This window comes from Klebsiella sp. BIGb0399 (assembly GCF_003752615.1).
Classification (GTDB): Bacteria; Pseudomonadota; Gammaproteobacteria; order Enterobacterales; family Enterobacteriaceae; genus Klebsiella; species Klebsiella lignicola.
This window is the reverse complement of sequence record NZ_RKHT01000005.1, coordinates 667,123-679,911: the sequence shown is the minus strand read 5'-3', so window position 1 is coordinate 679,911 and position 12,789 is coordinate 667,123. Positions and strand designations below refer to the sequence as shown.

Here is a 12,789-nt window from a genome sequence, read left to right as displayed (position 1 = left end):
TAAAGGAGTTGAATAACATGACAACGCCAATAAAACCCAGCAAAGTGCGTTATGGTATTTTGATATTTCTGTTTCTCGCCACCGTATTTAATTATGCCGACCGGGCAACCTTGTCCGTCGTTGCCCCGATGATGAGTAAAGAGTTAGGTTTCGATCCCGAAGCCATGGGGCTGGCTTTTTCGGTATTCGGGATTTCGTATGTGGTGATGCAGATCCCCGGCGGCTGGCTGCTGGATAAATATGGCTCCCGCCTAGTCTACGGCTTTGCATTAATTGGCTGGTCCGTCGTCACCATGTTTCAGGGCACCATCTACCTGTACGCCAGCCCACTGATCGTGTTGATTATTTTACGCCTGATGATGGGGGCTATAGAAGCGCCGGCGTTTCCCGCCAATAGCCGCCTGAGCGTCCAGTGGTTCCCGAATAAAGAGCGAGGGTTCGTCACCTCGGTTTACCAGGCGGCACAATATATCTCTCTGGGTATTATTACCCCGTTGATGACCATTATTTTGCATAATTTAAGCTGGCATTACGTCTTTTATTATATTGGCGCCATCGGGGTGGTACTGGGGATATTCTGGCTGATTAAAGTCAGAGATCCGCTACAGCACCCAGGCATCAATCAACAGGAAATCGATTATATCCGCGATGGCGGCGGCGAGCCGGAGCTGGGTAGTCGTAAAATACAGCAGAAACTCACCCTCGCGCAGATTAAAAGCGTCTGCGTCAACCGGATGATGATCGGCGTTTATATCGGCCAGTTCTGCGTGACGTCGATTACCTGGTTCTTCCTGACCTGGTTTCCCACCTATCTGTATCAGGCCAAGGGGATGTCGATTCTGAAGGTGGGCTTCGTCGCCAGTATCCCGGCGATCGCCGGATTCATCGGCGGACTGTTGGGAGGCGTCTTTTCCGACTGGCTGCTGAAACAGGGCTACAGCCTGACCACCGCCCGTAAACTGCCGGTGATCTGCGGCATGCTGCTCTCCTGCGTGATTGTCGTGGCTAACTATACCAGTTCGGAAGTGGTCGTCATCGCCGCCATGAGTCTGGCCTTCTTCGCCAAAGGGTTTGGCAACCTTGGCTGGTGCATTCTCAGCGATACCTCGCCGAAAGAGATGCTCGGCATTGCCGGCGGCGTGTTTAACATGTGCGGTAACCTGGCGAGCATCATCACCCCGCTGGTGATTGGGGTGATCCTCGCCAACACCCACTCGTTTGATTACGCCATTTTGTATGTCGGCTCCATGGGCGTACTGGGCCTGTTCTCATACCTGTTTGTGGTCGGCCCGCTGGACCGGATAACCCTCACCCCGCGCCTTGCCTGAAGTTAAATCCCTGGCGAATATCGCCCCCGCTGTTTCGCAACACACTCCTGCGAAACAGCGGTTTTTTAGTAGGTAATACCCGGCGGGTTCACCGCTGATTGCGCCACCGCCTCGCCCTGCTCTCCCCAACGCGCCAGCACCTGCTGATACTCCCCGCGCGCGATAGCGCCGTCCAGCGCCGCCTGCAGCGCATACACCAGGCCGTTGCCCTTTTTGGTGGTGGTCGCCACCCAGGCTTTCTTCGGCCCCAACCCCACCACTTTGGTGGTGCCGCTCAGCGCCGCTTTGTAAGCCGCCGTCGACTGCGGGCCAAAGAAGACGTCGGCGCGCCCGGACTGGATGTACAGATTGCCAGAAGCGTCATCGGTCAGATAGACCGGCAGCGCCGGCGGGCGCCCTGCCGTTTTGTTTTCCTCGTTCCAGCCCAACAAAATACGCTCCTGATTGGTACCGGAACCGACGATCACCTTGCGACCCGAGAGGTCCGCCGGACCGCTGATTTGCGCAATATTGCTGGTCGACTTCACGGAAAACGCCAGCGAATCGACGCGATAGGTGGCGAAATCGAACTTCGTTTTACGCTGCTCGGTGACGGCGATATTGACCAGCGCCACATCATAGCGCCCGGAGGTGATCCCCAGCGGCCAGTCTTCCCACGCCGTGGGCACCAGCTTAAGCTTGAGCCCTAAACTTCCCGCCAGCAGACGGGCGATATCCGGATCGCTGCCGATGCGCGTGCGGTTGTCGCTTGCCAGCAGCGCCAGCGGCGGCGAGTTCAGCGCCGAAATGGCCACCGTCAACGTGCCGGGTTCCACAAAACGGTAGTTGGCCGGGACCCTGGCGATCGCCGTGGGATCCGCCGTCACCGGCAGCGGCGTTTCGTTGGCCTTCAGGTCGATGTCCGCCTGCACGTCGGCTGCCATCACCGTTGAAATGGCGGCGAGCGCCAACACACTTGTCCTTGTTTTCATGCCAGCACCTTCGATAAAAATTGCCGCGTTCGCGGATGTTGCGGATGGTTGAGCACCTCATCGCTGCTGCCCTGTTCGATGATTTTGCCCTCCACCATAAACACCACTTTGTCGGCCACTTCGCGGGCGAAGCCGATTTCGTGGGTTACCACCACCAGCGTGGTGCCGGAGCGCGCCAGCTTTTTAATCACGTCGAGCACTTCGCCCACCAGCTCAGGATCGAGCGCCGAGGTCGGTTCATCAAACAGAATCACTCTCGGCTTGAGGGCCAGCGCCCGGGCAATGGCGATGCGCTGCTGCTGCCCGCCGGAGAGATGCCGCGACCAGGCATCGGCCTTGTGGCGCAGGCCCACCACATCAAGCAGGTCATAGGCGCGGGCTATCGCCTCTTTGCGGGTCGCCTGCTTGTGAGCAATCGGCGCTTCAATCAGGTTTTCCAGCACCGTCAGGTGCGGGAACAGATTGAAGTTCTGGAAGACATAGCCGACGTTGACGCGCTGTCGCAGAATCGCTTTCTCTTTCAGTTCATACAGCTTGTCGCCCTCGCGGCGGTAGCCAATATAGTCCCCGTCAATCTGGATAAATCCTTCATCTACCCGCTCCAGATGGTTAATGGTGCGCAGCAGCGTTGACTTGCCAGACCCGGAAGGGCCGAGGATCACCGTGACGGTGCCGGGAGGGATCTCCAGCGACACATCGTCCAGCGCCTTGTGGCGACCGAAGTACTTGCTGACCCCGGTAATCGAAATATGGCCGTTAAGAGAGTTGGGCATGGATGGCCTCCTGCGGTTTCTGCTGCGGCTGCGGGGCGGTTTCCTGAAGCTGCCGACGACGCGGCGAGTTCACCGCCGAGCGGCGTTCGCTGCGGGCCAGAGCGCGTTCCACCAGATACTGAATCACTGACAGCACGCTGGTGATCACCAGGTACCAGACGGCGCCGACCATCAGCAGCGGGATCACCTCCTGGGTACGGTTGTAGATCATCTGAATGGTGTAAAACAGCTCCGGCATCGCCAGCACGTAGACCATCGCCGTGCCTTTGGCGAGGCTGATAATTTCGTTAAAGCCGGCGGGCAAAATCGTCCGCAGCGCCTGCGGCAGAATAATCCGCAGCGTGCGGCGCCATGCCGGCAGCCCCAGCGCCGCCGCGGCCTCATACTGCCCGTGATCAACCCCAAGGAAACCGCCGCGAATAATCTCGGCGGTGTAGGCGCTCTGCACCAGGGTCAGCCCGACCACCGCCGTCGAAAATTGCCCCAGTACGTTGATGGTCTGGTAGCTCCCCCAGCTAAAGGCGGTAAACGGGATGCCAATCGACAGCGTGTCGTACAGATAGGAAAAGTTGTAGAGAATGATCAGCACCACTATCAGCGGCAGCGAACGGAACAGCCAGATATAGCCCCAGGCAAGGCTGCTCAACAACCAGGAGGAAGAGAGCCGGGCCAGCGCCAGCACGCCGCCGAACAGCACGCTGAGGACAGTGCCGATCAGCGTCAACAGCAGGGTCTGCCCCAGCCCTTCAAGGATCACCGGGTCGAAGAACCAGCGGGCAAACACCGCCCACTCCCAGCGCGGGTTAAAGGCCACCGACTGCACCACGCCCGCCAGCACCAGCAGCGCCAGCAGCGCCCCGACGGCGCGCAGTGGGTAGCGCGCCGGAACCACTTTTATCGTTTCCGAATGCGTCATGTGGCCTCCTCAGGCGCTTTGGCTCAGGGCGCTGACCGCCAGCGCTTTGCTGAAGCGCAGCCGTCCGTCAAACGGCGGCTGGCTGTACTCTTCCGGGTTGCGCGTCAGGTCAAACTGGGCGTCGTATCCCTGGCTCAGATAGAGCTTCACCGCTTCCGGCTGGCGAAAGCCGGTTGTCAGATAAATGTGGCTGTAACCCGCCAGCACGGCCCGCCGCTCCAGCTCCTGCACGACTTTTACCGCCAGCCCCTGCTGGCGCAGACGGTGGTGGGTCCAGATACGCTTGATCTCCGCGGTGTGGGCATCTTTTGGCTTATAGGCCCCGGTGGCGATGATCTCGCCGTCGCGTTCAAGGACGATGAACAGCCCCTGCGGCGCCAGATACCATTCGGTCAGCTCAACCTCCGCGTCACGGGAAAAGTAGTCGCCATAGCGCGCGGCATATTCAGCGAACAGGCCGTTAATAATCGGCTGAAGTTCCGGTGCTTCGGGGGAGATATCGCGGAATGCGTCGCTCATGTTGCCTCCTGTTAGTCGCCCAGACCGGCCGGGTTAATTTCTGATTGCGGGATGCTCTCGACCCCTTCGCCCCAGCGGTTCAGCACTTTGGCGTAGTCGCCGTTGCTAATGACGCCGTTCAATGCCGTCTGTACCGGTTCCACCAGGCCGCCGCCCTTTTTCAGGGTGACCGCGATATGCGCCGCTTTCGGCCAGCCGCCATCCACGCTGCCCACCGGCCTGGTTTTGCCGGTCAGCGCCGCTTTCCATGCGCCAATCACGTTGGGGCCAAAGAAGGCGTCAGCGCGGCCGGACTGGATCGCCAGCGTCTGGGCGGCATCGTCTTTGGTGTAGACCGGGGTAAAGGGCTTCAGCCCTTTCTTCAGGTTTTCAGCGTTCCACGCCAGCAGGATGGCCTCCTGGTTAGTCCCGGAGCCGACGATAATGCGCAGCCCGGCAATATCTTCCGCTTTGTCGATGTGCTGCAGCGGGCTGGTGCTTTTGACGTAAAAGCCTAACGAGTCCTTACGGTAGGTGGCAAAATCGAATTTCTCTTTGCGCTCTTTGGTGACGGTAATATTGCTGATCGCGGCATCATATTTGCCGGAGGCCACCCCCAGCGGCCAGTCTTCCCAGGAGGTTGGGACGACGTTCAGCTCCAGCCCCAGGCTGTCGGCCACCAGGCGGGCGATATCCACCTCGCTGCCGAGCAGGGTTTTGTTATCGTCGGAAAACACCGTCAGCGGCGGCGAGTTCAGCGCCGCCACCGCCACGGTCAGTTTGCCCGGCACCGCGAAGTGATAATTCGCCGGCAGCTGCGCAATGGCCTGCGGGTTTTTCGCCGTGTGGATCGGCGCTTTATTGGCGGCCAGGCTCACGCCGGTGCCGTTAATGTTGACGTCCTGTGCCCATGACGGGGCGCTAAAGGCCAGCGCAAGCGCCAGTAAAAGTGACTTTTTCTGCATAGCGGTGTTCTCTGTTTTTATTGTTGGAATTGGTTGACGGGCTGCGCCAGCCCCAGACTCTCGCGCAGGGTCGTGCCGGGATATTCATTACGGAACAGCCCACGTGCCTGCAGTACCGGCACCACCCGGTCAACAAAGCGCGGGAAGGTGTCCGGGGTGCCGCCCTGGATGATAAAACCGTCCGCCGCATGCTGTTCAAACCACTGCTGCAGACCGTCGGCGACCTCTTCTGGCGTACCAGAAAACAGCGGGCGCGGGCTGGCGGCCTCCAGCGCCACCTGGCGCAGGGTCAAATGCCGTTCACGGGCGTTACGTTTGATCTCATCGGTGGTGCTGCGGAAGCTGTTTTTGCCCAGTTCGCCAATATCCGGGAACGCTTCATCCAGCGGATACTGGCTAAAGTCGTGGTGTTCGAAATAACGCCCGAGGTAGTTCAGAGCATCGTCGATCGACACCAGCGCGGCGGTGGTCTGGTATTGCTGTTCCACGTCGTCGGCATCGTCGCCGACAATCACGCTGACGCCCTGGAAAATGTGCAGCTGATCCGCCTGGCGCCCGTGCTCCGCCAGCTGGCGTTTCACATCGCGATAAAATACCTGAGCTTCCGCCAGGGTGGCCTGATGGGTGAAGATAGCGTCGGCGTGGCTTGCCGCCAGTTTTTTGCCGTCATCCGAAGCGCCGGCCTGAAAGATAATCGGACGGCCCTGCGGCGTGCGGGCAATATTTAACGGACCGGCGACCTGGAAAAAATCACCGTGATGGTCAAGGGTGTGCAGTTTGGTGTTATCAAAGAACTGGCCGGTGGCTTTATTGCGGATAAACGCGTCCTGCTCCCAGGAGTCCCAGAGCCCTTTCACCACTCGTAAATATTCATCGGCGATGCGATAGCGCAGCGCATGATCAGGATGCTGCGCTCGGGAAAAGTTCTTTGCCGAGCCTTCCAGCGGCGAGGTCACCACGTTCCAGCCGGCGCGTCCCTGGCTCAAATGGTCGAGGCTGGCAAACTGCCGCGCGGTGGTGAAAGGCTCGCTGTAGGAGGTCGATAAGGTACCAACCAGCCCGAGATGGCGGGTCACCGCCGCCAGCGTCGATAATACCGTCAGGGGTTCGAAACGGTTTAAAAAATGCGGGATAGATTTTTCATTAATATATAAACCGTCGGCGACAAATATAAAGTCCAGCTTTCCCTCTTCCGCTTTTAATGCCGTTTGTTTGACGAAGTCAAAATTAATACTGGCATCGGCCTGAGCGGCCGGATGACGCCACGCGGACATATTTCCTGATGCGCCGTGTAATATGGTGCCCAGGCGCAATTGCCGATTTTCAGACATAACAACCCCTTTTATGAATTTACCGGTCATATTTCAAATTGCATGAGCCCTGGCTAAATAGCCCTGACAGGGCGCGATAAACAGCGTTTAACTCTGCTGTAGCGCCCGTTGTGCCAGCGCCGCGAAATAACGGGCCGCCGGGGCAATTAAGCGATCATCCGGGTTATAGGCCGGGTGATGAAGGCCATATTCACTGGCGCTGCCGATGCTGACAAAGGCGCCGGGAATATGCTGCAAATAGACGGCGAAATCTTCGCCCCCCATATGCAAATCGGCTTCATGGATGCGGTAGCCGGATTCTGCAGCGACCTCGCTGGCAAACGCCGCCCAGCGGTCATCATTGACCAGCGCCGTCGGGCCGGCATACCAGAACACATCAATCTGGGCGCCAAAGGCGCTGGCAAACCCGGCGGCGATCTCGCTGACCCGCGCCTTCACGCGCTGCTGTACCTCGCTGCTGTGGGTCCGTAAGGTGCCCTCCAGCTCAACGCTTTCCGGCAGCACGTTCCAGGTATTTCCGCCCTGAATCCGCGTCACGCTGAGCACCACCGAATCGAGGGTATTCACCTCGCGGCTGGCGACGCTTTGCAGCACGGTGACCAGCTGGCTGGCCAGCAAAATCGCGTCTTTGCCTTCATGGGGACGCGCGGCGTGCGCGCCTTTGCCGGTCACCTTAAACACAAATCGGTCGACGTTGGCGTAGAAGGCGCCGCCGCGGGTGGCAAACTCGCCCAGCGGCAGACCGGGTTCATTGTGCATGCCGAAAATCGCCCGCACGCCTTCCAGCGCTCCGGCACGAATCAGCGTTTTCGCGCCGCCGAAGTTCTCCTCTGCGGGCTGAAACAGGATCCGTACCCGACCTGGCAGCTGCGCTTCCGCCTCTTTCAGCAAAAGCGCGGCGCCGAGCATCACGCTGGTGTGAATGTCGTGGCCGCAGGCGTGCATCACCCCTTCGTGCTGCGAGCGGTAAGGCAACCCGCTGTTCTCCTCAATGGGCAGAGCGTCGATATCGGCCCGCAGAGCAATGATGTTGTCACCGCGGCCCACCTCTACCACCAGCCCGGTTTTCAGTTCGTAGGGCAGCACCCGCAGGCCGCCGCTTTCCAGCCAGTCGCGAATGCGGGCGGTGGTTGCCACCTCCTGCAGCGAGAGTTCCGGGAACTGATGCAGTTCGCGGCGCCAGCCAATCAGTTGTTGTTCAAAACTCATGACAGCACCTCCGTGCGATGGTGGGCCTGAGCCAGCAGGCGGAGCGAATCCAGCCGCGCCTGCCCTTCACTCACTGGGGTATCGATAATAAATTCGTCGATCTGCCAGGCGGTGTGCAGCGCATCGAGCCGGGCTTTCACCTCGTCGGCGGTGCCGGCCAGCAGCGATGATTCCCGACGGGCAATGTGCGTCGGCGGGCTTCCGGCCTGGCGGGCAAAGGCCAGCGCCTGGGCCTCGCTCCCGACGGTCACCCGTTGGCCGTTTTCCAGCTCCACGCCCCACACCTCGACCTGTTTTGCCAGCGCCAGCGCCGTGGCCCGGTCTGCGGCAACGATCGCCTGCACCGCCACGATGGTCTGGCGACGGCTCAGGGCTCGCCAGCGGGTCAGCACATCGCGCAGCAGGGTTTTGTCGCCGTTCAGGTGGGCGGCAAACACGAAATGCCAGTCCAACCGGGCGGCCAGTTCCGCGCTTTCGAGGCTGGCACCCAGCAGAAAGCCGTCGGCACGGCGTGGAGGAACCGGCGTCGCACGCAGGCTCTCTTCGCCGGTGTCCTCCGTCAGCGACAGCCAGTTATCCAGTTGGGCGAGGCTGTCGGCAAAGGTCCCTTTCTCTTCGGCGTGAACCCCTTGCTGCAACGCCCGGGTTGATAGCGGCAGACCGCCCGGCGCTTTACCCACACCCAGGTCTACGCGACCCGGGGCAAGCGCGGCCAGCAGATTAAAGTTTTCCGCCACTTTATAGGGGCTGTAGTGTTGCAACATGACGCCGCCGGATCCGACGCGAATCTGCCGGGTCTGGCCGAGGATCCAGGCGATCACCACTTCCGGTGACGGGCTGGCAAGTTGATCGGTGTTGTGATGTTCGGCAACCCAGAAGCGGTGATAGCCCCAGGTTTCTGCCTGTTGCGCCAACGTTAATGTACGCGTCAGCGCCTGTGCAGCGGTTTCCCCCGCCGCCAGCGGACTTTTATCCAGAATACTGATTCGATAAGACATTTCGCAGGCTCGTATTAACTAACATGCCTGCATTATTAGAATCAGCCGCGGTCGTTGAGAAACAATTTATTTACATGTGCTCTGCCGGAAAATAGATATACAGGCTTTGCGCCTGCCGCTGTCGGCGGATCAGTCTGGCGCCGGGTGCGCGGCAAACTGCTGCTGTAGCTGACGCACGAAGGCCTCGGTCTGCTGCTGGTCGCGCAGACGAATAAAGCGGATGTGCTGCCAGGTCGGGTCGGCCATATCCATTTGATAACGCAGGCGGTTCTTTTTCCAGGTGGTGATGGTCCACCAGAGAATGGATTCGCGGCTAAAAAAGGAGCGGCGGAAGCTTTCGCGGTTGCCGGTACCCGGCCACAGTTCCTGCTGTGAACGCGCGCGGGAAACGGCGCGGAAAACGGCCTGCCTGAGGGTCCGCCAGAAGCCGTAGTCAACCCAGATGACCATGTCGACGTCACGCCACTTCAGCGGGCGGCTGCGGTTGTAGTTGCCGTCCAGCACCCAGTCGGGGCGGTCGATGGCCGCCGCCAGTTTGTCAAAGAAAGCGTCATCCGGCGTGCCCTGCCAGTGCGGCTGCCAGTACAGGGTGTCCATCTCAATACAGGGAACCGATAGCGTCTGCGCCAGCCGGCGCGCCAGGGTCGATTTGCCCGAGCCGCTGGTACCCACTATGTTGATTTTCATGGCTGTCTCCCGGCCATTTTTGCGGCCGAATATTCTAGCCTGGAAGGGAGATGCGCGCTATTAGCTCACCGGCAAAAATGTGGTGCTGGCCGGTCTTCATCGGCTCTTTTCAGGATGTAGCGAGCCGCTGCGAGTCATCTTCATCATCGTTCCTCTCACCATGCGCGGTGTGTTGCAAGTAGCGAAAAACCACGGCGCTGATTAGACTACAAAATAAGAGAGAAACCATGAGCAGAATTCATTAATCTGGAAAACCGATGTTAAAAGATAACGTTAACGACCTGCTGTCGTTTATGGTGGTGGCCCGCGAGCGCAGTTTTACCCGCGCGGCTGCCCAGCTTGGGATATCTCAGTCGGCCCTCAGCCACGCGATGCGCAATCTCGAATCCCGCCTCGACGTGCGTTTGCTTTCCCGCACGACCCGCAGCGTCGCCCCGACGGAAGCGGGAGAAAGGCTGTTCCAGCGTCTGAGCCCGCATCTGATAGAGATTGAGCAGGAGCTGGCCGCCCTGCGCGATACCCGTGACCAGCCTGCGGGTAACATTCGCCTGACCGCCGGCGAGCATGCCACCAGCGTCCTGCTGTGGCCGGCGCTGAAAACCTTCATGCTGCAGTACCCGGATATCAATATCGAAATTACCGTGGATAACGGCCTGACCGATATCGTTGATGGCCGCTTTGACGCCGGGGTTCGCCTCGGCGAACAGGTGGCCAAAGATATGATTGCCGTGCGTATCGCCCCCGATATGCGCATGGCGGTGATCGGCTCCCCGGGCTATTTGCAGCGCTATGGTACCCCGCAGACCCCTCACGATCTCGAACAGCATCGCTGCATCAATATGCGTCTGCCGACCCTCGGCGGGCTTTATGCCTGGGAGTTTGAGCAGGATGGCCGCGAAGTACGCGTGCGCGTCGAGGGGCAAATCATCTTAAACAGCCTCCCGCAGCGTATCGACGCCGCTGAGTCGGGGCTGGGTCTGGCCTACGTTCCTGAGGACAGCGTCGAAGAGGCGCTGGCCAAGGGACGGCTGGTGCGGGTGCTGGAAAACTGGACCCCGTCTTTCTCCGGATATCACCTCTATTACCCCGGGCGTCGGCAACATACCACCGCCTTTAGCCTGCTGTTAGCACACCTTCGTCGTTGAACTCATTGATATTTAAGCAAGTGCGGTGCAGTGATGTTTTACGTGCGTGACTATCTCGTTACGTGTAGGATGCTGCGCCATGCTCTGCTTATCTCCTACGTCAGAATGATGGGAAAGCCAGCATAACGTACTGCGTCTACGCAGTGCGCAGAACCACTCATGGACATTGACAGGAAAATGGGTACCACAATGAATACTAAGCAAAACACAACGGCGGAACATCACGCCGCCAAGCGTCACTGGCTAAACTCTCAGGAAGCGGGTTATCACAAAGCGATGGGCAACCGTCAGGTACAGATGATCGCCATCGGCGGGGCTATCGGTACCGGTCTGTTTCTCGGCGCTGGTGCGCGTTTACAGATGGCCGGGCCAGCCCTGGCGCTGGTTTATCTGGTCTGCGGCCTGTTCTCATTCTTTATCTTACGCGCCCTCGGCGAACTGGTATTGCATCGCCCCTCCAGCGGCAGTTTCGTCTCCTATGCCCGCGAATTCTTAGGTGAAAAAGCGGCCTACGTGGCGGGATGGATGTACTTCGTTAACTGGGCGATGACCGGGATTGTCGATATCACCGCCGTAGCGCTGTATATGCACTATTGGGGTGCCTTCGGCGATGTCCCGCAGTGGGTCTTCGCCCTCGGCGCGCTGGCGATCGTCGGCACCATGAACATGATCGGCGTGAAGTGGTTCGCCGAAATGGAGTTCTGGTTTGCGCTGGTCAAAGTGCTGGCGATTGTCGCCTTCCTGGTGGTGGGGACGGTGTTCCTCGGCAGCGGTAAGCCGCTGGACGGCAACGCCACCGGTTTCCATCTGATCACCGATAACGGTGGCCTGTTCCCGCACGGACTGATGCCGGCGCTGGTGCTGGTTCAGGGCGTGGTATTCGCCTTTGCCTCTATCGAATTAGTGGGTACCGCCGCTGGTGAGTGTAAAGATCCGCAGACCGTAGTGCCGCGCGCAATCAACAGCGTGATCTGGCGTATCGGCCTGTTCTACGTCGGTTCAGTCGTGCTGTTGGTGCTGCTGCTGCCGTGGAATGCCTATCAGGCCGGGCAAAGTCCGTTCGTTACCTTCTTCACGAAGCTGGGCGTGCCGTACATCGGTAGCGTGATGAACATCGTGGTGCTGACCGCCGCGCTGTCCAGCCTGAACTCCGGCCTGTACTGCACCGGGCGTATTCTGCGTTCGATGTCGATGGGCGGTTCTGCGCCAAAGTTCATGTCGAAGATGAGCCGTCATCACGTGCCGTACGCCGGGATTCTGGCGACGCTGGTGGTGTATGTCTTCGGGGTGTTTCTGAACTATCTGGTGCCGTCGCAGGTGTTTGAGATCGTGCTGAACGTGGCATCGCTGGGGATTATCGCCTCATGGGCCTTTATCGTGGTGTGTCAGATGAAACTGCGTCAGGCGATTAAGCAAGGTAAAGCGGCGGATGTGAGCTTTAAAATGCCGGGTGCGCCGTTTACTTCCTGGCTGACCCTGCTGTTCCTGCTCAGCGTGCTGGTGTTGATGGCTTTCGATTACCCGAACGGTACCTATACCATCGGTTCGATTCCGCTGATTGCGGTAGTGCTGGTGGCTGGCTGGTTTGGCGTGCGCAAACGCGTTCATGCTATTCATAGCGAAGCGCCTGGCGTGCAGACGTTACAGAAATAAACCTGGTGTGGTTTGCCCGGAAACGGGCAAACCACCTGCTGTCACTTAATTATCTTCCACCAGCTGCGACACCTCGCTGCTGTTAATCTGGCGATGGTTGCCAGATTCATCGACATAGCTGGTCATACCGGTGTCTTTATCCAGACGCGGCTTGCCCTGAGTCACAATGGTCTGCCCACTTTTCGTTGTCATGACGTAGTTTGAACTACAACCTGCGAGCAGTGCCAGCATCGCGCCAGCGCACAGCACCATAAATGGCTTATTCATACTTCCTCCGGAATGATAACCATCGCCCCGCAACGGCGGGGAAAGTAT

Annotated in this window: 11 protein-coding genes and 1 pseudogene; 3 read left to right on the top strand and 9 right to left on the bottom strand. The window is 59.2% G+C overall.

Translation table 11 applies throughout. The annotated features are described in order from the left end of the window. Positions 1–17 precede the first annotated feature (17 nt). A complete protein-coding gene (locus tag EDF82_RS03525) occupies positions 18–1,328 on the top strand; it encodes an MFS transporter (RefSeq protein WP_123754217.1) in 1,311 nt (436 codons plus the stop codon). A gap of 65 nt (positions 1,329–1,393) precedes the next feature. Here the strand turns inward: EDF82_RS03525 and EDF82_RS03520 are convergent, their stop codons facing one another. The 8 genes and pseudogenes from EDF82_RS03520 to EDF82_RS03480 all read right to left on the bottom strand — a co-directional run bounded on the left by EDF82_RS03520 (position 1,394) and on the right by EDF82_RS03480 (position 9,676). Continuing rightward, on the bottom strand, positions 1,394–2,251 hold the full coding sequence (locus EDF82_RS03520; protein WP_123755468.1) for a transporter substrate-binding domain-containing protein: 858 nt from the start codon (positions 2,249–2,251) through the stop codon (positions 1,394–1,396). 44 nt (positions 2,252–2,295) lie between these two features. Next, complete coding sequence (locus EDF82_RS03515) at positions 2,296–3,072, bottom strand: amino acid ABC transporter ATP-binding protein (protein WP_123754216.1); 777 nt, start codon at positions 3,070–3,072, stop codon at positions 2,296–2,298. After that, positions 3,056–3,988 carry an amino acid ABC transporter permease gene (locus EDF82_RS03510; protein ID WP_123754215.1) on the bottom strand — a complete coding sequence of 311 codons (933 nt, stop codon included), beginning with the start codon at positions 3,986–3,988 and terminating at the stop codon, positions 3,056–3,058. The genes EDF82_RS03515 and EDF82_RS03510 overlap by 17 nt, the downstream gene beginning before the upstream one ends. A gap of 9 nt (positions 3,989–3,997) precedes the next feature. Then, a complete protein-coding gene (locus tag EDF82_RS03505) occupies positions 3,998–4,507 on the bottom strand; it encodes a GNAT family N-acetyltransferase (RefSeq protein ID WP_123754214.1) in 510 nt (169 codons plus the stop codon). Positions 4,508–4,518: 11 nt separating this feature from the next. Continuing rightward, positions 4,519–6,782: pseudogene (locus tag EDF82_RS25365) on the bottom strand (NtaA/DmoA family FMN-dependent monooxygenase). Between the two features lie 87 nt (positions 6,783–6,869). Further along, on the bottom strand, positions 6,870–7,991 hold the full coding sequence (locus EDF82_RS03490; RefSeq protein WP_123754211.1) for an amidohydrolase: 1,122 nt from the start codon (positions 7,989–7,991) through the stop codon (positions 6,870–6,872). Further along, entirely contained in the window at positions 7,988–8,989 is a 1,002-nt protein-coding gene (locus EDF82_RS03485) for an LLM class flavin-dependent oxidoreductase (protein WP_123754210.1), read from the bottom strand. The genes EDF82_RS03490 and EDF82_RS03485 overlap by 4 nt, the downstream gene beginning before the upstream one ends. A gap of 129 nt (positions 8,990–9,118) precedes the next feature. Next, positions 9,119–9,676 carry a (d)CMP kinase gene (locus tag EDF82_RS03480; protein ID WP_123754209.1) on the bottom strand — a complete coding sequence of 186 codons (558 nt, stop codon included), beginning with the start codon at positions 9,674–9,676 and terminating at the stop codon, positions 9,119–9,121. A 257-nt stretch (positions 9,677–9,933) separates the two neighbouring features. On the opposite strand from EDF82_RS03480, the gene EDF82_RS03475 reads away from it, so the two are divergent. Together EDF82_RS03475 and ansP are read left to right on the top strand one after the other, a co-directional pair. Beyond that, on the top strand, positions 9,934–10,821 hold the full coding sequence (locus tag EDF82_RS03475) for a LysR family transcriptional regulator (RefSeq protein ID WP_123754208.1): 888 nt from the start codon (positions 9,934–9,936) through the stop codon (positions 10,819–10,821). A gap of 189 nt (positions 10,822–11,010) precedes the next feature. Beyond that, positions 11,011–12,474 (top strand): L-asparagine permease, encoded by a 1,464-nt coding sequence (gene ansP / locus EDF82_RS03470; protein ID WP_123754207.1) that lies wholly within the window; start codon positions 11,011–11,013, stop codon positions 12,472–12,474. 45 nt (positions 12,475–12,519) lie between these two features. On the opposite strand, the gene EDF82_RS03465 is transcribed toward ansP, so the two are convergent. Continuing rightward, the gene (locus EDF82_RS03465) at positions 12,520–12,741 is read right to left on the bottom strand and encodes a YgdI/YgdR family lipoprotein (RefSeq protein ID WP_123754206.1); all 222 of its coding nucleotides are present in this window, start codon (positions 12,739–12,741) and stop codon (positions 12,520–12,522) included. Positions 12,742–12,789 lie beyond the last annotated feature (48 nt).